At 59.3% G+C, this 20,210-nt stretch carries 20 protein-coding genes; 14 read left to right on the top strand and 6 right to left on the bottom strand.

What is annotated here, in order from left to right; translation table 11 throughout:
* Positions 1-24: 24 nt before the first annotated feature.
* From ACQZ6F_RS26870 to ACQZ6F_RS26845, 6 genes are read left to right on the top strand one after another with little or no spacing between them, the layout of a single operon-like run.
* The gene (locus ACQZ6F_RS26870) at positions 25-1,728 is read left to right on the top strand and encodes a putative bifunctional diguanylate cyclase/phosphodiesterase (protein WP_449094753.1); all 1,704 of its coding nucleotides are present in this window, start codon (positions 25-27) and stop codon (positions 1,726-1,728) included.
* A gap of 43 nt (positions 1,729-1,771) precedes the next feature.
* Positions 1,772-2,278: a ubiquinone biosynthesis methyltransferase UbiE gene (locus ACQZ6F_RS26865; RefSeq protein ID WP_449094807.1), complete on the top strand. Its 507-nt coding sequence runs from the start codon at positions 1,772-1,774 to the stop codon at positions 2,276-2,278.
* Positions 2,275-3,450, top strand: coding sequence for a methyltransferase domain-containing protein (locus ACQZ6F_RS26860; RefSeq protein ID WP_449094752.1), 1,176 nt, complete (start codon positions 2,275-2,277; stop codon positions 3,448-3,450). The genes ACQZ6F_RS26865 and ACQZ6F_RS26860 overlap by 4 nt, the downstream gene beginning before the upstream one ends.
* Positions 3,447-5,807, top strand: a complete 2,361-nt coding sequence (locus ACQZ6F_RS26855; protein WP_077467605.1) for a SpoIIE family protein phosphatase — start codon at positions 3,447-3,449, stop codon at positions 5,805-5,807. Before ACQZ6F_RS26860 ends, ACQZ6F_RS26855 begins: the two co-directional genes overlap by 4 nt.
* Positions 5,808-5,811: 4 nt before the next feature.
* Complete coding sequence (locus ACQZ6F_RS26850) at positions 5,812-6,357, top strand: slr1658 superfamily regulator (protein WP_449094751.1); 546 nt, start codon at positions 5,812-5,814, stop codon at positions 6,355-6,357.
* A gap of 27 nt (positions 6,358-6,384) precedes the next feature.
* Positions 6,385-6,723 carry a slr1659 superfamily regulator gene (locus ACQZ6F_RS26845; RefSeq protein WP_077467603.1) on the top strand — a complete coding sequence of 113 codons (339 nt, stop codon included), beginning with the start codon at positions 6,385-6,387 and terminating at the stop codon, positions 6,721-6,723.
* A 57-nt stretch (positions 6,724-6,780) separates the two neighbouring features.
* Here the strand turns inward: ACQZ6F_RS26845 and ACQZ6F_RS26840 are convergent, their stop codons facing one another.
* Positions 6,781-7,566: a metallophosphoesterase family protein gene (locus tag ACQZ6F_RS26840; protein ID WP_449094750.1), complete on the bottom strand. Its 786-nt coding sequence runs from the start codon at positions 7,564-7,566 to the stop codon at positions 6,781-6,783.
* Between the two features lie 111 nt (positions 7,567-7,677).
* On the opposite strand from ACQZ6F_RS26840, the gene ACQZ6F_RS26835 reads away from it, so the two are divergent.
* The gene (locus ACQZ6F_RS26835; protein WP_449094749.1) at positions 7,678-8,460 is read left to right on the top strand and encodes an ArsR/SmtB family transcription factor; all 783 of its coding nucleotides are present in this window, start codon (positions 7,678-7,680) and stop codon (positions 8,458-8,460) included.
* Here ACQZ6F_RS26835 and ACQZ6F_RS26830 read toward each other — a convergent pair.
* Together ACQZ6F_RS26830 and ACQZ6F_RS26825 are read right to left on the bottom strand one after the other, a co-directional pair.
* The gene (locus ACQZ6F_RS26830; RefSeq protein ID WP_449094748.1) at positions 8,421-8,681 is read right to left on the bottom strand and encodes a hypothetical protein; all 261 of its coding nucleotides are present in this window, start codon (positions 8,679-8,681) and stop codon (positions 8,421-8,423) included. The two genes, ACQZ6F_RS26835 and ACQZ6F_RS26830, sit on opposite strands and share 40 nt — an antisense overlap.
* Positions 8,681-9,478: a DUF899 domain-containing protein gene (locus ACQZ6F_RS26825; protein WP_449094747.1), complete on the bottom strand. Its 798-nt coding sequence runs from the start codon at positions 9,476-9,478 to the stop codon at positions 8,681-8,683. The genes ACQZ6F_RS26830 and ACQZ6F_RS26825 overlap by 1 nt, the downstream gene beginning before the upstream one ends.
* 119 nt (positions 9,479-9,597) lie before the next feature.
* Here ACQZ6F_RS26825 and ACQZ6F_RS26820 point away from each other — a divergent pair, with 119 nt between their 5' ends.
* Both ACQZ6F_RS26820 and ACQZ6F_RS26815 read left to right on the top strand, forming a co-directional pair.
* Positions 9,598-10,818: a helix-turn-helix domain-containing protein gene (locus ACQZ6F_RS26820; RefSeq protein WP_449094746.1), complete on the top strand. Its 1,221-nt coding sequence runs from the start codon at positions 9,598-9,600 to the stop codon at positions 10,816-10,818.
* A gap of 46 nt (positions 10,819-10,864) precedes the next feature.
* On the top strand, positions 10,865-11,497 hold the full coding sequence (locus tag ACQZ6F_RS26815) for a Vgb family protein (protein ID WP_449094745.1): 633 nt from the start codon (positions 10,865-10,867) through the stop codon (positions 11,495-11,497).
* A 90-nt stretch (positions 11,498-11,587) separates the two neighbouring features.
* On the opposite strand, the gene ACQZ6F_RS26810 is transcribed toward ACQZ6F_RS26815, so the two are convergent.
* Entirely contained in the window at positions 11,588-12,469 is an 882-nt protein-coding gene (locus tag ACQZ6F_RS26810) for a MurR/RpiR family transcriptional regulator (RefSeq protein WP_449094744.1), read from the bottom strand.
* 126 nt (positions 12,470-12,595) lie between these two features.
* On the bottom strand, positions 12,596-13,324 hold the full coding sequence (locus ACQZ6F_RS26805; RefSeq protein ID WP_449094743.1) for an HAD-IIA family hydrolase: 729 nt from the start codon (positions 13,322-13,324) through the stop codon (positions 12,596-12,598).
* A gap of 159 nt (positions 13,325-13,483) precedes the next feature.
* Here ACQZ6F_RS26805 and ACQZ6F_RS26800 point away from each other — a divergent pair, with 159 nt between their 5' ends.
* From ACQZ6F_RS26800 to ACQZ6F_RS26780, 5 genes are all read left to right on the top strand, one after another.
* Positions 13,484-14,353, top strand: a complete 870-nt coding sequence (locus ACQZ6F_RS26800; RefSeq protein WP_449094742.1) for a metallophosphoesterase family protein — start codon at positions 13,484-13,486, stop codon at positions 14,351-14,353.
* Complete coding sequence (locus ACQZ6F_RS26795; protein ID WP_267554051.1) at positions 14,346-15,269, top strand: ABC transporter permease; 924 nt, start codon at positions 14,346-14,348, stop codon at positions 15,267-15,269. The genes ACQZ6F_RS26800 and ACQZ6F_RS26795 overlap by 8 nt, the downstream gene beginning before the upstream one ends.
* The gene (locus tag ACQZ6F_RS26790) at positions 15,266-16,186 is read left to right on the top strand and encodes an ABC transporter permease (RefSeq protein ID WP_449094741.1); all 921 of its coding nucleotides are present in this window, start codon (positions 15,266-15,268) and stop codon (positions 16,184-16,186) included. The genes ACQZ6F_RS26795 and ACQZ6F_RS26790 overlap by 4 nt, the downstream gene beginning before the upstream one ends.
* A gap of 112 nt (positions 16,187-16,298) precedes the next feature.
* Complete coding sequence (locus ACQZ6F_RS26785; RefSeq protein ID WP_449094740.1) at positions 16,299-17,852, top strand: ABC transporter substrate-binding protein; 1,554 nt, start codon at positions 16,299-16,301, stop codon at positions 17,850-17,852.
* 68 nt (positions 17,853-17,920) lie between these two features.
* Positions 17,921-19,729, top strand: coding sequence for an ABC transporter ATP-binding protein (locus tag ACQZ6F_RS26780; protein WP_449094739.1), 1,809 nt, complete (start codon positions 17,921-17,923; stop codon positions 19,727-19,729).
* Positions 19,730-19,882: 153 nt separating this feature from the next.
* Here ACQZ6F_RS26780 and ACQZ6F_RS26775 read toward each other — a convergent pair whose 3' ends face one another.
* Complete coding sequence (locus ACQZ6F_RS26775) at positions 19,883-20,086, bottom strand: cold-shock protein (RefSeq protein ID WP_068396169.1); 204 nt, start codon at positions 20,084-20,086, stop codon at positions 19,883-19,885.
* Positions 20,087-20,210 lie beyond the last annotated feature (124 nt).

Genomic DNA, 20,210 nt, shown 5'->3' with positions numbered 1-20,210 from the left:
GCTGGTTTGGAGGGACTAGGCCATATGCCAGAAAACCGAGTGGATCGGTCGCAGCGAGTTCCACAGGGGTTCGAACCTGACAGTCGTCTCGAGCCGGCGATTTCGCTTTGGGACGCAGATCTCAAACTGATCGATTCCTCCCGCGAATTTGAAGAGCGTATCGGACTTGCATCTCGCAACGGCATCACTTTGTGGGAAGCCTATCCGCTGCTGGTAAAACCTGCCCTTGCCGCGATTGTGCAGCAAGTGATTGATACAGGCGAGCCCCAGACTATCGAGCTTGGCGTTTCGAGCCATGAGAAGCGGAGTCTGTTGCTCTCCCATATCCGGGCGGGTCTTTTCGCGGTCGATACCAGCGGGACAAATGCCGAGCAGAGCCTATGGTCGCAGAACAACGAGAGAGAGCGGCTTATCCATCAGGCAACGCACGATGTTCTGACCGGATTGCCCAATCGCCGTCAATTCAGCGCCGAATTGGCGCAGCTGCTTCCGGCCAATGGAAAAATGGCGCCCGCACTGATGCAGCTCGATCTCGACGATTTCAAACCCGTCAATGACACGCTGGGGCATGGTGCCGGCGATATCCTGCTTCAGTTGGCGGCGGAGAGGATAAAGGCAGCGCTCGGTCGAAACGGGACGGTCTACCGCCTCGCCGGAGATGAATTCGCGATCATTCAGGTTGGATCCCAACAAGCCTTCGAAGCGGAGAGATTGGCCGAAGAGCTGGTTGCGGAATTCAAGAAGCCTTTCACCGTCAACGGCATATCGCTGTTCGTCGGCGTCAGTGTCGGGATTGCCATCGCGCCGCGAGACGGCAATGAGGGTGAGCAGCTGATGAAGGCGGCCGACGTTGCCCTCTATGCGGCCAAGAAGGAAGGGCGCCGTCGGGCTCGAACTTTCGATCCGAGCATGTTGATTGTGGTCGAGCAGAGGGAATTGCTGCGGCGCAGCCTGCGTGTAGCGCTCCAGCGCGACGAGTTCTTCATCGAGTATCAGCCGCTGGTCGAACTGCCCTCCAACGTCGCGGGCTTTGAGGCGCTGCTGCGCTGGCGGCACCCGACTTTGGGCATCATTCCGCCGGCTGCCTTTATTCCCATGGCGGAAGCCGATGGTCTGATGAGCGAAATCGGCCAGTGGATGCTTGAGGAAGCCTGCCGGGAAGCCTTGACCTGGCCGGTGCACTACACGCTCGCGGTCAATCTCTCTCCGGCCGAATTTTTGACGCCGGGTTTCACCGATCGTGTCTCGCAAACACTCGACATTGTCGGGTTTCCCGCCGAGCGCCTGGAGCTGGAGATCACCGAAGGGGTTCTGCTCGAACGCACCACCAACAATCTCGATACGCTGAACACGCTCAACGTGCTCGGTATTCAGATCTCGCTCGACGATTTCGGCACCGAATATTCATCTCTCAGCTATCTCAAGAACTTCCCCTTCGATACGATCAAGATCGACAGGTATTTCATCAGGGACCTTTTGCAGGATGCGAAAAGCCAGGCGATTGTGCGCTCTGTGATCAGCCTTGCGCATGGCCTGGATATGCGGGTAACGGCAGAGGGTGTCGAGACGGCGCAGCAGGCCGCTTGGTTGCGCAACGAAGGTTGTGATCGATTGCAGGGATATTGCATCAGTCCGCCGCTTGCCGCAGACAGGCTTGAAGATTTTATAAGGCAAGGGGCGCGTATCCAAACGGCGACAGCTTCGGATGAGCTTCGCGCCGGACTTTAATTTTTGAAACGCATTTGATCCGGGAGTTTCTTAAGTGGATAGCATGGAGACCCAGGCTGACGCGGCGTTTGAGCCGCTGCTTGAACTGGAAATGGAGATGGCGAGCTTTGCGGCCGACTGGCTCTACTGCGACCAATGCTCGACTTACATTGCTCGTATGGTCAGCCACGACCGGCACGATCCGATCCGCCATGCCAATCTGCTTTCGGCGGCGCTGAATGAACTCTTCGAGATGTCGTTTCATGCCCGAGAGCACAATGGCGCTCTGACCTGCCGCTTCTGCCGCAGCGGTGATGTCGAACGGATAGAGCTGACTTTTCCTTGTCCGCTCGAAAAACGCGGCTTCTACGGCGCAATTATCGACCGCATAAAAGGTGGCCACGCGCTTACAAATTATCTGGACGTCATCACCAACGACGCGGCGCGCGCCGAGCATGCGATCCTTCTTGGCCTGGCCGTCAACTACGAGGCCAAAATCGAGCTGTGGGAGGCAGACACCGGGCTCTTGACGTTCGTGGTGGATCTCAAGTTCGAAAGGCTCCTCAATTGAGCACCTATTCGTCCCATCGGTTCACCGCGCAATTCGACGCCAACAACCAGGAATTCTCCTTATCCGGCGTGCTGAGACCGCACTCGGTCGCGGAGCTTGCCGATGATTTGGCATTGCTACGGGGCGGCATCGAAACGGTGAATGGCGTCTGCTACATCAACCTGAAGCGCGTCATCCACATGAACAACACGGCGTTCCGCGCCCTAACGCATGTTCTCGTCGATGCGGCCCGGTCGAGACCGGATCTCAAAATTGTTGTCATTGCGTCGAGCGTCGTTGCCTGGGCGTCACGATTGTTTCACCACCTGAGCGATATCTCGCCCAATATCACCGTCGACATCTACGATTCCGCCTTTTATCCGGGCCAGACATTCGTCGAGGACCAGAGTTTCATCCCGATCCTCAGAACGCAGACGAAGATGACCTGGCGACATGAGCGCGAGATATTGCCGCGTCATGGCCTACGCGAAGGCATGCACATTGCGGATATCTGCTGCGGTATCGGCGATTTCGCCATGCTTGTGCGAAAGGATTTCAAACCGGCCCGGATCGTCGCCCTCGATCATTCGATGGCCAGCCTCGATTACGCCCGCGCGGTGGCCAGGGATTTCAATGTCGAGGATATCGAATATACCTATGGCGACGCGTCGGAAATGTTGTTCGAGAGCAATCAGTTCGATTTTGTGACCTGCCGCCACTCGCTGCAGATCTTCGACCGCCCGAGTGTCCTGTTGCGGGAACTCTATCGCATATGCAAGCCGGGTGGCAGGGTCTACATCACCAACGAGAAGAACTCCCATTGCCTTGGCGAGCCGCGGGCCGAAACGATCCAGTGGACCTACAACGAAGTAGCGAAGCTGTTTGCATATTTTGATATGGATGTTGAGATGGGCCCGAAGGGCCGCCGCATGTTGCTGGATGCCGGTTTCATGGACGTGAAGATGGAAAGTTTCATGGTAACCAATCTCGATGGCGACCCGCAGGATTTCGCCGATGTCATCACGGCATGGCAGAATGTCTATGCTGATGAGATGGCTGTCAGGAGAGGCGATCCGCCCGACTTCATCGAACGGTTCAAACAGGGTTTCCAGGATCACATTTTTGCAGCCCTCCATCCCAGAGGTTATGCCGGCTGGCCCATCTGGGCTTCATCGGGGCAGAAGCCGCTATGACGGGCACCTCGGCCGCCAAGCCCTGGCTCGGGCTGCGCTCCTTCCGCGCCAAGTTTCTGGTCGTCGTCGGCGGCGCCGTGCTTTTCGACCTGCTGGTCAGCGGCGGCCTGGCGCTTTGGAATGTGCAGCGCCTCTCGCGCAACGCCACGACCGAGGTGGGGCTGGGCCTTGAAAAGGCGAGCCAGGATTATATTCGCTCCTATACCGATTCCACGGCCACGCAAGTTGGTCTCCTGATCGATCAGGTCCACTCCGACGTGAAGGCGCTGTCGGGCGTGCTCCAGGGGCAGATCGACAATCCGGCGAGAAACGGCGATGTGGGTGTGGCCATAGCCAAGGCATCTCCGGACGCCGTAACCGTGACGTATGACCAGGTCGGCCAATGGGCGCAAAACCCTCCCGGAGCGCCCTCGGTCGTCAGTGTCTGGGGCTATCTGCTGGACAAGGATCATCATCCGTTGCCGCAGGTACAGGCCGACATAGAATGGAGCGCCGTCCTTGATCTCGTCGCCCCCTCGTTGCTGCACAACGGCGCATCGAAGCTGCAGATGTATTATATCGGCCCGAGGGAACGTCCGATCTTTCGTACCGCGCCCTATACGGAGCAGGCACAGACTTTCGATCGGCTCTATCCCGGGCATAACAGCTCCGATTTCTGGACCTTCTTCTTTCCAGGGCTTTATGAATCCTGGCAGCAATGGGCGTCTCTTCCATCGTCCCGACCGGTTGCCGACTACATCACCCAGACGGCCCCCTATACGGATGCGATCACCGGAAAGCTGATCGTCAGCTTCTTTCATCCGCTTTGGACCCCGGACAGGCACGGCGTGGCCGGTGCGGCCGGCGCCGACATCACACTTACCCAGCTCGCCGAGATCGTCGAGAACGTGAAGGTTGCCCAGAGCGGCTTCGGCTTCCTGACCATGTCGAATGGAAATGTCGTCGCGATCAATCCGGTCGGGGAGAAGATCATCGGTCTGCGCGCATCGAACGATGCGGCCAACAAGGGTGTCACCGGCCTTGATCGATCGCTGCGCAACAGCACGCAGAAGGCGATCGCAAACCTGCCGCTCGATGCCGACGGCGCGATCCAGCATATTTCGCTCAACGAGCAAGGCGAGGACGTGCCTTATCTTGTCGTCGTCAAGCAGCTGCATCCGACCAATCTGTGGGTAAGCGGTCCCGTGCAGCGTGAGGTCATGTCGCTTGGAATCGTCGTGCCCGAACGTGAGATCTACGCGTCGCTCATTGCGGCGAAAGCGGAAATATCGCGGGCAACCGACCGGATCCTGCTCTATCAGATCCTTGCCGTCCTGGTGTCGTTGATGATCGTCACGATTGCCGTCTTCGCTGCATCGAAGCGCATCACCGGTGGTATCAGCGCGCTGGCAGGCGCCGCCAAGCGCATACAGGCCAAAGATTACTCAGTCAGGGTCGACATTGCGAGCAAGGATGAGGTGGCCGAAGCAGGTGTCGCCTTCAACCGTATGGCCGAGGACATCAGTTTTCATACCGAAAACCTCGAAAAGCTTGTTGCAGACCGGACGAAGGAGATCGAGGCGGCCAAGGAAGAGATTTCTACCCTCAACAATCAGTTGAAGAGCGAGAACCTTCGGCTAGGCGCCGAGCTCGATGTCGCGCGCCAGATTCAGTTGATGGTCCTGCCGCGCGCCAAGGAGCTCACTGAGGTCAAGAATCTGGAAATTGCTGCCTATATGCGTCCGGCCGACGAGGTCGGCGGCGACTATTACGACGTCCTGCAGAACGGCAAGAATCTCAAGATCGGCATCGGCGACGTGACCGGCCACGGGCTGGAAAGCGGCGTGCTCATGCTGATGGTGCAATCGATCGCGCGTGCGCTGCAAGAGGCCGGTGAAATGGATCCGGCGAAATTCCTGACCGACCTCAATCGCACGATCTTCAAGAACATCGAGCGGACGGAAACAGACAAGCATATCACCCTGTCATTCCTCGATTACGATGGCGAGCGATTGACGATATCCGGTCAGCATGAGGACATGATCGTCATTCGGCAGAACGGCAATGTCGAGCGCATCGATACCGGCGACCTTGGTCTTCCGGTCGGTCTTGAAGCGGATATCTCCCCATTCATCGACACGCGGGAAATACCCTTCGCGAAGGGCGATATGGTCGTCCTGCACACCGACGGTGTCACCGAGGCGGAGAACTCGAAGGGTGAGCTCTTCGGTTTCGAGCGGCTTCTTGAAGATGCCCGCCGCCTGCACGGCGGCACTGCCGAAGAAGTGGTCGATGGGATCCTCGATGATCTGATGACCTACATCGGCACGCAAAAGATCCACGATGATATTACCCTTGTGGTGATGCGACACAGGTGAGCCCATGACGACTGTAGTATACGGCAAGGAAGATCTCGTCTCGTTCGATACGAGCCGCGCGCTCCGGCTTCGCCTGCTTGATGGACCGCTTCACCTTGCGTGGCGCCACTCGGCGATGACGTCGGATTTTATTGCGGAGACGATGGCGCTCGGGTTCCGGTCTTCGGAACGCCAGTACAAGACGATCAGGCACGATATTGGCTATCTGACGAACGAGCTGATCGAGAATTCCATCAAGTTTCGTGCGTCCGGGGAGATCATGATTGAAGCCTTGGTGGATGCGAATGATTTCAGAATGCGGATCGTGAACTTCGTGGATGACGATGCCGCCACCCGATTTCAGCAGCTTTTGTCGAAAGTCACCGCTGGTGATCCGGGTGAACTTCTCATAGAACAGATCGAGGCGAGTGTGCTCGAAGGCGGGAATGTATCCGGATTGGGATTGCTGACGTTGATGAGCGACTATCAGGCTCATTTGGCCTGGCGCTTTGATGGGGACAATCTGCACAAGCGGACAAAACTGCAAACTTATGCCATGATGGCAATTTGATCGTCGTGAGTCCACGAGAGGCCATTTATGGAAATCAAGGAAGAAGCGTTCCGCGTCTGGTCAGAGGGCAGCACCCTGTTTTTTGACGGAACCATGCGCCTGGCAGGCCCCGATGCCTATGCACCGGTCTACGATCTGGCCAGACAAGTGCTTTTCGACGGCGGAGGCAAGGCTACGTTCGATTTGACAGGCCTGCATTTCCTGAATTCTTCCGGCATCAACCTGCTCGCCAAACTGACGATCGAGGCGCGCAAGCACCCCGATCTCCAACTCACCGTATGTGGTTCCTCGCAAATTCCATGGCAGATAAAGTCGCTGCCAAATCTGAAGAAGCTTCATCCGCGCCTCGATTTGCGCCTGACATAGCCCTGGGGGCCTATTCGCTCGCTTATAGCCAAGCATGCGATAGGCCGCGGAGCGACCTTAGGATCGGGGCAACAGCACAGCCTCTGTTCCAATCTCGCTTCCGTCTATGTGCAGTATGCGGTAGCCGAAAGTTCCGACATCTGCTTGAAGATCATCTGACTGTTTGACGATCTGGTAAGAGGTCGCCGGCGTAGCGAATTGGCGGATATTGGCGTCGCTGGCATCGTCGATCATGTGATAATGGCCGCAGAATACCGATACCTCGCAACCGATGCCAAGCAGCAGCGACCTGGTTTCATCCCGATCGCGCAAGGCAGCGCCGGCGCGATCCACGGGCGTGTCGATCGCCAGGATCGGATGATGCACGAAGAGTAAGGCCTTGCTCACGCCATTAAGCTCACTGGCCAGCCACGCGCGCTGGCTCTCGCCCAATATGTTATCGGACGAGTCGAGAAAGATATGCTTCAGAGCTCCATCGGTGCGCGAGAAACATAGCTTTCCATTCACGACATTGTCGCTGGCGTTCCAATATTGCGTGACGTTAGTGTAGTCATCATGGTTGCCGAGGATGACGCTAACTGTGAAATCATAATCCGTCAGAAGCGCGAAGAAGCCTTGAACCGATTCGGCGGTACCGATGTCGCCGCCGAAGACCACGCTCGAGATACCCTTGGCCGCAATGTCATCGAGGACCAGCCGCAGGCGATCCTCGTGTTCTTTGGGCGCATTGTCGTAGCGCATTTTGTCGCCGGCTATTTCACTGTTCGTGACCAGCTTCTGGCCGAGATGGGTGTCGGTGAAATGGGCAATCTTAGTCTTCGTCATTCGCGGGCTCCATGGCATGCATCTGCCAGACTACCTTAGCGTACCGATCGGATGGAATGTTTCGATGCGTGTCGAAACATGCGAGCAACTTTCGTGCTACTCTGGCGTTCGAAACAGGGAGCCAGACACATGGGTTCGCAGCCGAATATCGCCTCCGCCGCCGCTCTGATTGCCGATCCTGCCCGCGCCACCATACTCATTGCCTTGCTCGATGGTCGCGCAAGGCCGGCTGGTGAACTAGCTTATTGTGCCGGTGTGACCGCGCAGACGGCCAGCTCCCATCTCGGCAAGCTGTTGGCGGGCGGCTTGCTGGCGGTCGAAACCGAGGGACGGCATCGTTATTACCGCCTTGCGGGCCCGCATGTCGCGCTGGCGCTCGAAAACCTCGCGTCGATAGGTCCGGTCGAAATCGTGCGCAGGAAGGCATTGACGCGTGAAGCGCAGAAGCTGCAATTCGCCCGCTGCTGCTACGATCATTTGGCGGGCCGCCTCGGCGTCGCGGTTACAAAGGGGCTGCTCGAAAAGGGATGTCTCGTGGCCACTGACAACAAGCGGTTCGAAGTTACCTCGGTCGGTGCCGGATGGTTCGCAGACATCGGTCTCGATCCGGCGAAAATCAAACCCGCTCGCGCAGGACTCGCCCGGCAGTGCCTCGATTGGACGGAGCGGCAACATCATCTCGCCGGTCCGCTTGGCGTGCAATTCACCAATCTGCTCTGCACCGAGGGATGGATACGGCGGCAAAAAGTGTCGCGCAGTGTCGAGGTGACGCCGAAGGGATGGCGGAATTTCAAAGAGCATTTCGGTATTGAGGAGCGAGTGTTGATGGAGCCCGTTCTATTGGACGCGCCGGGTCAACGCTCGCTCGCCTCTCAATCCCTTGAAAACAATCGCAGCCACGGACCCAGGTGAAACAGGCTCATCAACAGATACATCGGCACCATGCCGCTTAGCATCGAGCTGCCTTGCGCCGAACACATCATGTCGGCCGCGGGATCGTGTGCGATGAGCAACGCCATGCCGGCAAAGACGGGCGCTGCGGCGAGTTGAAGCCAGCGAGCGACGCTTACTGATTGAAGCAGGCCGGCGGCATGCGCGCCGGCCCTTGCACGTGTTTCGGACAATCTGGGCATCAGGCCACTCCGTAACGATCGTGATGGCGCCACCATACACCCGTTTCGTTGCGACCGAGCGGCGCCCGATCGAGCCATTGATACATGCCCCAAAGGCCGTCGAGCCCGCGGGCATAGGACGAATAGGTGTGATAGATCTCACCGTCCTGGATTGTGAACGCGCTTACACCCGGCCGGTCGCGCGTATAGGTTGCGACGTCCGTTCCCGTCATCGAGGCGATCTGAGCGACCGGGCCTTCGCTGCCGCGCAGCTCCCATTGCTGCACCGTCTTGCCGGCCAGGGGCTCGGGCATCGGCGGCTCGCGGCGGTAGTTGTATTCGATGCTGCCGTCGCGTTGCTCTTCCGGGGTGAACCAGACATTGAAATCGTGGTTGAAATCGCTGTTTGCTGACGAAGCCCAGTCGAAGGTCCAGCCCATGCGCCTTTTGAATTCCTGCAGTTTTTCGAGCGGTGCCCGGGAAACGGCGGAAAAGGCGACGTCATGGTTTTCGAGGTGTACGGCAATGCCATTGAATCCGTCTGCAATCGACGAACAGGATGGGCAGCCGGCCGTATAGTCCGGGCCGAACATGAAGTGATAGACGAGAAGCTGCGAACGTCCCTTGAAGAGCGCCGAGAGCGGAACCGTCCCCTGTTCGGTCTCGAGCCGGTAGTCCTTCTCTACCCTGACCCAAGGCAATTCCCGACGGTGCTCGGCGATTTCATCGCCGCGCCGCGTCAGCTCCTTTTCCTGATCCAGTAGGGAAAGCCTGGCGGAAAGCCATTCCTTGCGCGTTCCTGTTCTGTGCATTGTCATGGATCTTCTCCTTCGTCTGCGGGTTAGGTTGCGGCGGGGGCAACATCTTGCCGCCCGATGAGGAATAACTTACCGCTAGGGTTCGGACGGGTGGGAGTTACAAGTGTGACGGGATTTCGATGGACTCGCTGATCGTCGCGGCCGCACAGGCGCTCGCATCTGGCGATGCGCTGGGAGCCATGAAGCGTGTGGCATTGCGCGACGACGCTCCGGCGCTGGCGCTTCGCGGCATTGCCATGGCCCAGCTCGGTGATTTTGACCGTGCCAAGGCGCTGCTGAAGAGTGCCGCGCACGCTTTCGGCCCCCGCGAGATTGTCGCCCGAGCCCGTTGCATCGTCGCCGAGGCGGAAATTGCCCTCGTTTCGCGCGATCTCGGCTGGCCCGAAAAAGTGCTGGAGACCGCGCGAGCCGTTCTCGACAAGCATGGCGACCGCATCAATGCCGCCCATGCCCGCAATCTGCAGATCCGCCGCCTGCTGCTTGTCGGCCATCTCGACGAAGCAGAGCGGCTGGTTGCCAAATTTGACTCCTCGCCACTGCCGCCAGCCGCAAGGGCAAGCCATGAGCTCGCGGTTGCCGGCATTGCCATCCGCCGTATTCGCACGGCGTCGGCCCGTGCTGCTCTGGTGCGTGCAGCCGACGCAGCACAGAAGGCGGGTATTCCAGCCCTTAGCGTCGAAGTACGCGATGCTGTTGACGCGCTTCACACGCCGGCGGCGCGCTTGATCACACAGGGCACGGAAAGTTTGCTGTCGCTCGCCGAGGTGGAGGTGCTGTTATCCTCCGGCGCACTGGTCATCGACGCCTGCCGCAATGTCGTGCGTCGTGGGAATGACACGGTGCCGTTGGCAACCCGGCCGGTTCTATTTGCGCTGGCGCGAGTCCTTGCCGAAGCAGCGCCGGCGGACGCGCCGCGCGAGGCACTGCTCTCCCGTGCTTTCCGTGCTCGTCATGCCGACGAATCCCACAGGGCGCGGTTGAGGGTGGAGATCGGGAGGCTGCGAGCGGCGGTGGAGCCGTTCGCCGATATCGACGCGACGGCGCGCGGCTTTGCGCTGACGGCGCATGGGAAACGCGATATCGTCGTACTGGCGCCACCCATAGAGGCGGAGCATGCGTCCGTGCTGGCTTTGCTGGCGGACGGCGAAGCCTGGTCCAGTTCGGCGCTGGCGATCGCGCTAGCGATAAGCCCGCGCACGATACAGCGTGCGCTTGATGCCTTGGCAGCCGGCGGCAAGGTGCAAGGTGTTGGCAATGGTCGTGCCCGCCGCTGGATGATGCCGCCGGTCGTCGGCTTCCCGACGACATTGTTACTCCCGGGACCTCTGCCGAGCGACTAGGATTGGGCCATCGAATTCAACAGCTTCTGAGTGGAGGATGGATACAATGAAAAAGTCTCAAGCCGAGGTCATTCGCGAATATGGCCCCTTCGACAACGCTCCCCGCGTCAATGGCGTCACCTTCGACGGCCAGCACGTCTGGTTCGCCTCCGGCGAAAAGCTGCATGCCCTTGACCCGGAAACCGGTGCGCAACAGCGCTCGATCGACGTCGCCTCGCATGCAGGCACTGCTTTCGATGGGCACTATCTCTATCAGATCGCCGAAGACCGGATCCACAAGCTTGACCCGGAAACCGGAAAGATAGTCTCCACCATTCCTGCGCCCGGCAATGGCGGCGATTCGGGCCTAGCCTGGTGCGAGGGCAGCCTGTGGGTCGGCCAGCATCGCGGCCGCAAGATCATCGAGATCGACCCCGAGACCGGCGCTATTAGGCGCACGATCGAATCCAACCGCATTGTCACCGGCGTCACTTGGGTCGACGGCGAATTGTGGCACGGCACTTGGGAGGGTGATGAAAGCGATGTTCGCCGCATCGATCCTGTCACCGGCGAAGTACTGGAACGATTGGAAATGCCCGAGGGCGCCGGCGTTTCAGGCCTCGAGTCCGACGGTAAAGATCGCTTCTTCGCTGGCGGTGGCGGCAGCGGCAAGATACGGGCGCTCCGTCGCCCGCGCTGAAGCAGCTTTGAGACGACCTGCTGGAAAACGCAGAATCTGTCCTGCAGCAAGCTGCATGAGGCTCGACGGAGGTCGGTCTTGGCCCTTCGCTCAAACGCGTTTTGTCGAGAGCACGTCGAATGTCTTTGCGATGGTCTGGGTGGCCCGCTCATAGTCGGCAAGGGCAAGACAGGCGATGAGGGCGTCGACGATGGCGAGCTGGGCGATGCGGCTGGTCATGGCCTCTGTGCGGAACTGGGTCTCGCGGGCGAGTGTGTTCAGGACGATATCGGTATGAGCCAAAAGGGGGGATTTGCCGAAATTGGTGATGGCGATGGTGGTTGCGCCGGCCTCCTTGGCAAGGCGCGTTGCCGTCAGAGTTTCGACCGTGCTGCCGGAATGGGAAATGGTGATGACGGCGGTCGAGGCGTCCGCCAGGGATCCGACAATGGCCTGCACATGGCTGTCGACGCTTGCGCGGGAGAGAATGCCGATGCGCAGCAGACGATAATTCATGTCCTCGGCGATCGGAGCGGCACTGCCGATCCCGAACACCTCGACGCGGCTTGCCTTGCGGATGGCGTCGACCGCGCGCGATAGGGCGGCGATGTCGAGGGCCTTTTGCGTGTCTTGAAGCGCCTGTAGGTCGGATTGAAATACCTTCTCGACGACCGAGGCGATGTTGTCGCTCGGGGTCAGGTCCTCATGGATGAATTGAACCGGCTGAACGAGATCGCGGGCGAGCGAGATCTTGATCTGTTGGAAGCCTCTTGCGCCGATTGCCTGACAGAAGCCGATGACGCTCCCCTCGCTGGCGCCGGCCTTTTCCGCGACTTCCGTGACAGACATGTGGATCACGTCCGAAGCGTGCTGCGTGATAAAGTCGGCAATCCGGCCGGCGGTCGGCGCCAGATCCTTGCGCACCGCGCGGATACGATCGATGACGCCGGAAAACTCCTGCGCGCTGGGTGCCTTGTCTCGTTCCACCGCCATGCGAAAACTACCCTCACATTGTCTTAGAGCATGTCCGTTTTTAAACGGAGAGACGGAAATGCTCTATCTCTTTGCTTTCATGCAATTCCCTAAGCAAAATCGCTGCGTACCTTTGCTGGAATTGCTCTAGACCACCGCAAGCTGCGGCGTATGTCTTATGCTGCCATTATGCACTTGCCAGAAACGCATGCCGAGGCGTCGCGCGCCGAGGCCGTCGGTCTGTGGATTATCGCCGATCATGATGGTATCGGAAAAGTCGATGCCGAGGCGGCGGCATCCCATCTCGAACAGCGCCCGTTCCGGCTTGCCGATGACGGTGTAGTCGCGCGTGCCGGCGCAGGCAATGATGGCGGCGGCCAATGCTCCGGTTTCCGGAATAGGCCGGCCGTCGGTGCCTGGGTGGCTGAGATCCGGCGCGGCGACCACAAGCCGAGCCCCATCGGTAAGTGCCGAGACCGCCGCCGCGAGTTTCGCATAGGAGAATTGCCGGTCGCGGGCGATGAGTACGACGTCCGGGCGAGGGGCGTCCAGGTGCAAGCCTCTGCGCCTCGCATAGGAGCGAAGGGCAGGACTTGCGAGCAAAAGCACACGTGCGCCAGGTTGCTCGGCAGCGATCTTGTCGATCGCGCATGTTCCGGCGAGAATGATGCTGCCGGCATCGACAGTAAGGCCGATGGTCTGCAGTACTCTGGAAAGCTGAGTCGGCGTGTGTTCCGCATTGTTGGAAACAAGAACGAAGCGGCCGGCGACGGCATTCAGCAGCCATCGCGCGTCTTCCAAGACCGTTTGGCCGCTTATCAAAGTTCCATCGAGATCAATAAGATAACCTCTTGCATCGATGTCGAGATCAGGCACGTCCGCTCCTCTGTTGTCATCGATACATGGATTGAGAAAAGCTCAATGTCAATAACAAATAATATTGAGATTAGTTCATGAAACTGTCATCGACGCAGCGTACTTCTGCTGCCGAAGATGGGGTTGAGAGCCCCCAAGGACCAGCGCAGGAGCATCTCCATGAAGATCGCAATCATCACCGATATCCATCACGGCCCTCAATCCCACACAAAGGAAGCCGGTTGGGATGGCCTGCCTGCGGTGAGGCAGTTCATCGATCGTGCCATCGAGCGGAATGTCGATCTGGTCCTCGATCTCGGCGACCATATTTCTGATACGACGCATGAAAACGACTACCGTTTCGCCTCGGAACTTGCCGCGATCTTCTCCACTTTTCCCGGCAAGCGCATCCATGTGCTCGGCAATCACGACGTCAACAATCTGAGCGTCGCCGATAATGAAGCGATCTTCGGCCAATCGATGCAGAGCGGCGTCCACGATCTCGGCGAACTCCGCCTGATCGCCTGGCAGCCGGACGTGAAGATCGACATGGAGACAGGTTTCAACAGCACCGGTGCTCATCTGGAATGGCTGGTGGAAGCTCTCAAGGCGGATGAGCGCCCGGCCGTCATCGCGACGCATGTCCCGCTCTCTGGTCATTCGCAGATCGGCAATTATTATTTCGAGCGCAATGCCGGATATTCGACCTACCCCGACCATGCGGCGGTCCGCAAAGCGGTGGAAGAAACTGGCAATGCCGCCCTCTGGCTCTCCGGCCATGTTCACTGGAATACCATCACCAATGTCGGCAACATTCAGCATGTGACGATCCAGTCGCTGAGCGAGCGCTTCACCACCATGCCGCTCACCGCGTCAGCTTACGCCGATCTCGAAATCAAGGATGGCGAGCTGACCATCGACGTCCATGGCAACGATCCGTTCCACGTTCGCGTCCCCTTCCGTAAATCTGGCGAGCGCCCGTGGGTTGCGCCGATGCGGCCTTTCTCGGAGATCGATTGGGCTGAGAGAAGGAAGCAGGCTGGTGCTTGATTTCCTGACCCGGCGCACGATCGGTGCGATCATCACGCTGTGCGTCGTGATCGCTGCCGTTTTCGCGGCAACCCGGCTTTCCGGTGATGCGATGGACTATCTGCTCCCGCCCGGAACCGATGCGGCAACACGCGCGGCGATGGTTCAGCAGCTGGGTCTCGACCAGCCGATCTGGGTGCAGTTCTTCCAGTTCGTGCGCGGGCTGCTGTCGGGCGATTTCGGCCTCAGTCTCTATGAGAGACGGCCGGTCGCCGACATCTATGCCGAACGCCTGCCCAATACGCTGATCCTGTTTGCCTATGCGCTGTTCTTCTCGATCGCCGTCGGCGTGCCGCTTGGCATCGTCGCTGCGCTGAAACGGGGAAAGGCGATAGGGTCGATCATCATGGGGGTGGCCTTTATCGGTTATGCGACGCCGAATTTCGTCCTCGCCATCCTGATGATCCTGGTCTTTTCGCTGAGGCTGCATTGGTTTCCAAGCTCGGGCTCGGCCACGCCGCTGCATTTCGTCATGCCGGCGCTCGTCCTGTCGGCGCTCATGGTGGCCGAAATCCTGCGCTTTACCCGCAACGCCATGCTCGACGTGATGAGCCAGGACTATATCCGCACTGCCCGTGCCAAAGGCCTGCCGAAATTGCTGGTCATCGGCAAGCATGCCCTGCGCAATGCCGCGATCCCTGTCGTCACCATCATCGGCCTGCAGGTGGCCGGCATGGTCGGGCGCTGCGTGCTGGTCGAGGCAGTCTTTGCCACCAAGGGCATTGGCGATCTCGTCGTCTATGCGGCCATCGGCCGTGATTATCCGGTGCTGCAGTTCGGCGTCATCTTCATTGCCAGCCTGGTGGTCGTCACCTCCGTCGTCATCGACGTCATTTATGCCCTGATTGATCCTCGTGTGAAGGTAGCCGCATCATGAGCGACATCGCCACATCCCCGAAAACGATAGCGTTGAAACCAGCCGCCAAGGCGCCGCGACGCACGGCCAAGAGCGGTGTCGGGCGTCTCTTGGCGAAAGCCGGGCTGATGCCGCGCGTTTATCTCGCCGCCTTTGCCGTTGTTCTTGCTTTGGCGCTCGCCGCCCCCGCGATTGCACCATTCGATCCCAATGCGCAGACGCTGCTTGCCCGCCTTCGTCCCCCTGTTGGTTTCGACCGGGCGATGGCGACACACCTGCTCGGCACGGATGAACTCGGACGCGACGTCCTCTCGCGAACCCTGTCCGGCCTGCAATTGACGATGCTCATTGCGCTTGCCGGCAGCTTCATCAGCCTCCTCGTCGGTGTCGCTCTCGGGGTGGTCGCCGGATATTTCCGCGGCCGGCTCGGTGCCTTCCTGATCGCCATCGTCGATGTGCAGATGGCCGTTCCCTTCACGCTGATCGCGCTTCTGACGATTGCCATGCTTGGGAACTCGCTGGCGGTGCTGATTTCCGTCATCGGGCTTTCCGGCTGGGAAGTCTATGCCCGTGTCGTGCGCGCTCAGGTGCTGTCTGTCTCGCGGCAGCCTTTCATCGAAGCGTCGAGGGCGGCCGGTGCCTCGCATGCGCGCATCCTCTTCCGCCACATTCTCCCGAATGTAACGTCGCCGATCATCGTTATCTGGACCATGACCTTCTCGGCATTGATCCTCCTGGAATCGTCACTGTCGTTCCTCGGTCTCGGCGTACAGCCGCCGACCGCGACGCTGGGTTCGATGGTGGGAGCCGGTCGCGACTACCTTGCCACAGCCCCCTGGGTCGCGCTGGCGCCCTCGCTGATGATCATGGTCGTGTCGCTGCTCGTGCTCTTGATCGGCGACTGGTTGCGCGACGCGCTGGACGTAAAACTGAAATAGGTCGCCGGCGGCCGGGCCGCTGGCGACCTCGCATTCAAGCCCCTTTATCTCATGCCCTGCCGCGCCGCGCGCCGGACGGAAGGGGAAACCTTGCTCTCAAGAGGGACACGTCATGACATCGAAAACAACGCTCGCGCTGACCGCGGCGCTGCTGCTCTCCACCTCGGCCATGGCCGCCGATCTGCGGGTCGGCGTTCAGAACCTTCCGCCATTCCTGGATCCCGGCAAGGACTTCAGCAATACGGGCTCGCAAATGTACTACAACGCCTTCGATCCGCTGATCGAGAAGGATTATTCCAAGCCGGAAGCAGCCTTCAAGCCGGGGATTGCAACTTCGTGGAAGCAGGTCTCTCCGACCGTATTCGAAGTCAAGATCCGCAACGATGTCAAGTTTCAGAACGGTGACCCGCTGACGGTCGACGATGTCGTCTTCACCTTCGAGCGCCTGCTCAAGGACATGACGCCGGAGTTTGCCGGCATCCATCGCCAGTTTTTCGCCAATTTCGTCAAGGTCGAAGCCATTGACGAGAGCACCGTCCGTTTCACGACGGAGAAGCCGGAACCGCTCTTCGAGACGCTCCTCAACACCTCGGAAGGATCGATCGTTCCGAAGAAGTACATTATGGGCCTTTCGGGCGATCCGAATGCGCTTGAGAAATCCGACTTCGACGCTTTCGCGCTGAAGCCGATCGGCACCGGCCCCTACAAGATTACCCAATACACGCCGAATGAAAGCCTGACCTACACGCGCTTCGACGGCTTCTTCGGTGAGAAGGCGCCGTTTGAAACGGTCTCCATCCGTCGTATCCCGGAAATGGCCGCGCGCACCACGGCGCTTGCCAATGGTGAAGTCGATCTCATCACCAACGTACCGCCGGACCAGCTCGACGCAATCGCCTCCAATCCGCAACTCAAGGTCGAAGGCGCTGTCACGCCGCTCTTCCACGTCGTCATCTTCAACACGAAGAACGGCGTGCTGAAGGACAAGCGGGTCCGCGAGGCGCTGAGCCTGGCGATCGACCGCGACCTGCTCAACGAGTCGCTGTGGCTCGGCAAGGCGATCGTTCCCAGCACCCATACCTATCCGCAGTATGGTGCGCTTTACATGCCGGAGCTGAAGACCTTCGAATACAATCCGGAAAAGGCAAAGCAGCTCTTGAAGGAAGCCGGCTATGACGGCTCGCCCGTGCGCTACGATACCGACGCTACCTACTATACCAACGGGCTACTGGCGGCGCAGGCGATCAAGGAAATGTGGGCAGCCGTCGGTGTTCCGATGAACATCAACGTCACGCCAAAGTGGACTGCCGCCAATCCCGACATGGACGCGCGTAACTGGTCGAACCCGATGTATTTTGCGGATCCAGCTGGCTCCTTCGGCACGATGTGGGCTCCGAAGGGCGCAGGTACGGAAGCCTCGTGGTCGTCCACGCCAGCCTATGATGCCATGTGGGAGCGGTTCCGCTATTCCACTGACGTCAACGAGCGCAAGAAGGCCTATGCCGAAATGATGGAGCATGTGAAGGACGAAGCGCCGTTCATCCCGCTCTATCGGCCCTACGAGTCTTACGGCATGAGCCGGAAGATCGACTGGAAGCCGCTGCCCGGACATATTCCCTATGTCCTCGATTTCCGCGCCGGCGCCGTCTCAATCGCCACCAATTGATCGCATTAGGCCACCGGGTTGTTCCGCAACCCGGTGGCCTCCTCCCATTCGTCCATTTGAGGCCCACGATGGCTACGGCACCGCTTCTTTCCGTCGAAAATCTCCGCGTCAGCTTTCAGACTGACAATGGCAAGCTCATTGCGGTCGACGATCTTTCGTTTGGTATCGAAGCGGGCGAGTGTGTTGCCGTCGTGGGGGAGTCCGGATCAGGGAAGTCAGTGACCGCGATGGCGATCCTCGGCCTCACCACCTTCAACAGTGGCCGTATCGAGCACGGCGCTCTCAAATTCTCAAGGCGTGACGGGAGCATCAGCAATCTTGCGACCCTGCCCGAGGCAGAGCTTGAGGGGATACGCGGCGACGAGATCGCCATGATCTTCCAGGAGCCGATGACCAGCCTGAACCCCGTTTTCACCATCGGCGAACAGATCGCCGAAGTCGCCAGGCATCACAGGAAGGTCAATGGCAAGGACGCCACAGCGCGCGCGCTCGAACTGTTGAAACGCGTCCGCATCCCTGAGGCCGAGACCCGCTTCCGGCAATTTCCGCATGAGCTATCGGGTGGCATGCGTCAGCGCGTCGTCATTGCCATGGCGCTTGCCTGTTCGCCGCGGCTTCTGATTGCCGATGAACCGACGACGGCGCTGGACGTGACCATCCAGGCGCAGATCCTCGATCTGTTGAAGGAGCTCGCCCGGCAGGACGGAATGTCGCTGCTGTTCATTACCCATGACATGGGCGCCGTCGCCGAAATTGCCGATCGGGTCGTCGTCATGCGCCAGGGGCGCAAGGTCGAGGAGAACCTCACGGCTGATTTGTTTGCAGCACCGACAGAAGCCTACACACGCCAACTGCTGAATGCTGTTCCAAAACTTGGCTCGATGGCCGCCTTTTCCGGACCCCGTGCCTTTGGCGACGAGACGCCGGATTTACCGGTGGGCGAGGAAAGAACCAAAGCGGAGAAACAGCCGCTTCTGCGCGTACGCGATCTGGTGACCCGTTTTCCGGTCCGAGAGGGCGTACTTCAGCGGCATGTCGCCAATATTCATGCGGTCGAGAATGTATCCTTTGATCTGCATGAAGGTGAAACGCTGGCTCTGGTCGGCGAGTCCGGCTGCGGTAAATCGACGACCGGCCGCTCCATCCTGCGTCTGATCGAGCCGACATCGGGGAATGTCGAGCTTGCCGGGGAAGATCTTCTTTCTCTTTCAGGGCCGAGGCTGCAGGCGCGCCGGCGCGACATGCAGATCGTCTTTCAGGATCCCTATGCGGCTCTCGATCCACGATTGACGACATTCGACCAGGTGGCCGAGCCGCTGATCGTCCACCGCGTCGAAATGGGCACGGCGTTGCGTGACAGGGTGGTGAATCTGTTGGAAAGAGTCGGTCTGTCAGCCGACCATCTCGACCGCTACCCACATGAATTCTCCGGCGGCCAGCGCCAGCGCCTATGTATCGCGCGAGCCTTGACGCTCTCGCCGAAGATCATCGTTGCCGACGAGCCCGTCTCGGCGCTTGACGTCTCCATCCAGGCGCAGGTGGTCAACCTGATGATCGAGCTTCAACAGGAGTTCGGCCTCTCCTATCTGTTCATCTCGCATGATATGGCGGTGGTGGAACGAATGAGCCATCGGGTGGCGGTCATGTGCATGGGCCGGATCGTCGAGATCGGCACGCGCGCCGATGTCTTCGGCAATCCCAGTCACGCCTATACACGTGCGCTGTTGTCGGCTGTGCCGAATCCGGATCCGGCGAGAAGGCGGGTCAATGCAGTTGTTGCCGATCCGTCAGGATCTCCGCTGAAGCCGGTCGGACATGTAGCCCCCGAAGCAATCTACCAAAAGGTTTCAGACGACCACTATGTGCTCTCGGATTGAGGCTCGCTGGAGCTCCGCCAGCGCAAATAAGTCAATCGTCGGCTGCGCCGACGCCCACGGTCCCAATCCCATGAGACATGGGATTGGTTTAGCCCGGCCCAATTTCTTATATTGAATCAGGCTAATCCGTAGACATTCGTCTAACCGATACGATCAGAGTACGCTGACGTTTTCGGCCTTCGACTTGCCGGTCTTGCGATCCTGGCCCAATTCGTAGCTGACCTTTTCACCTTCTCTGAGCGAACCGCCCCGCTGCAAGGCAGACACATGAACGAACACATCCGCTCCCCCGTTCTCGGGGGTAATGAAGCCAAAACCCTTGTCTTCATTGAAAAACTTTACGGTCCCTGTAGGCATAACACTTCCTCTTAATCTTCGACGGCCATCTAGCTCGCCCGACGACCTTATAGCTCGTAAGCTTCATGATCAACAATACGCCATGTTTCTGTAGTTTCGGCATTCATCGGAAATCTGGGCATTG

It is taken from the genome of Rhizobium sp. A22-96 (assembly GCF_053521805.1).
This window is presented reverse-complemented; position numbering and strand designations above follow the sequence as displayed.

Coding starts and splice junctions, on each gene's coding strand:
- ACQZ6F_RS26800 (WP_449094742.1), top strand. CDS start 13,484: ATGAAGATCGCAATCATCACCGATATCCATCACGGCCCTCAATCCCAC.
- ACQZ6F_RS26775 (WP_068396169.1), bottom strand. CDS start 20,086: ATGCCTACAGGGACCGTAAAGTTTTTCAATGAAGACAAGGGTTTTGGC.
- ACQZ6F_RS26835 (WP_449094749.1), top strand. CDS start 7,678: ATGGGTTCGCAGCCGAATATCGCCTCCGCCGCCGCTCTGATTGCCGAT.
- ACQZ6F_RS26780 (WP_449094739.1), top strand. CDS start 17,921: ATGGCTACGGCACCGCTTCTTTCCGTCGAAAATCTCCGCGTCAGCTTT.
- ACQZ6F_RS26850 (WP_449094751.1), top strand. CDS start 5,812: ATGACGACTGTAGTATACGGCAAGGAAGATCTCGTCTCGTTCGATACG.
- ACQZ6F_RS26845 (WP_077467603.1), top strand. CDS start 6,385: ATGGAAATCAAGGAAGAAGCGTTCCGCGTCTGGTCAGAGGGCAGCACC.
- ACQZ6F_RS26810 (WP_449094744.1), bottom strand. CDS start 12,469: ATGGCGGTGGAACGAGACAAGGCACCCAGCGCGCAGGAGTTTTCCGGC.
- ACQZ6F_RS26870 (WP_449094753.1), top strand. CDS start 25: ATGCCAGAAAACCGAGTGGATCGGTCGCAGCGAGTTCCACAGGGGTTC.
- ACQZ6F_RS26785 (WP_449094740.1), top strand. CDS start 16,299: ATGACATCGAAAACAACGCTCGCGCTGACCGCGGCGCTGCTGCTCTCC.
- ACQZ6F_RS26865 (WP_449094807.1), top strand. CDS start 1,772: ATGGAGACCCAGGCTGACGCGGCGTTTGAGCCGCTGCTTGAACTGGAA.
- ACQZ6F_RS26790 (WP_449094741.1), top strand. CDS start 15,266: ATGAGCGACATCGCCACATCCCCGAAAACGATAGCGTTGAAACCAGCC.
- ACQZ6F_RS26820 (WP_449094746.1), top strand. CDS start 9,598: ATGGACTCGCTGATCGTCGCGGCCGCACAGGCGCTCGCATCTGGCGAT.
- ACQZ6F_RS26840 (WP_449094750.1), bottom strand. CDS start 7,566: ATGCCATGGAGCCCGCGAATGACGAAGACTAAGATTGCCCATTTCACC.
- ACQZ6F_RS26855 (WP_077467605.1), top strand. CDS start 3,447: ATGACGGGCACCTCGGCCGCCAAGCCCTGGCTCGGGCTGCGCTCCTTC.
- ACQZ6F_RS26815 (WP_449094745.1), top strand. CDS start 10,865: ATGAAAAAGTCTCAAGCCGAGGTCATTCGCGAATATGGCCCCTTCGAC.
- ACQZ6F_RS26825 (WP_449094747.1), bottom strand. CDS start 9,478: ATGACAATGCACAGAACAGGAACGCGCAAGGAATGGCTTTCCGCCAGG.
- ACQZ6F_RS26830 (WP_449094748.1), bottom strand. CDS start 8,681: ATGCCCAGATTGTCCGAAACACGTGCAAGGGCCGGCGCGCATGCCGCC.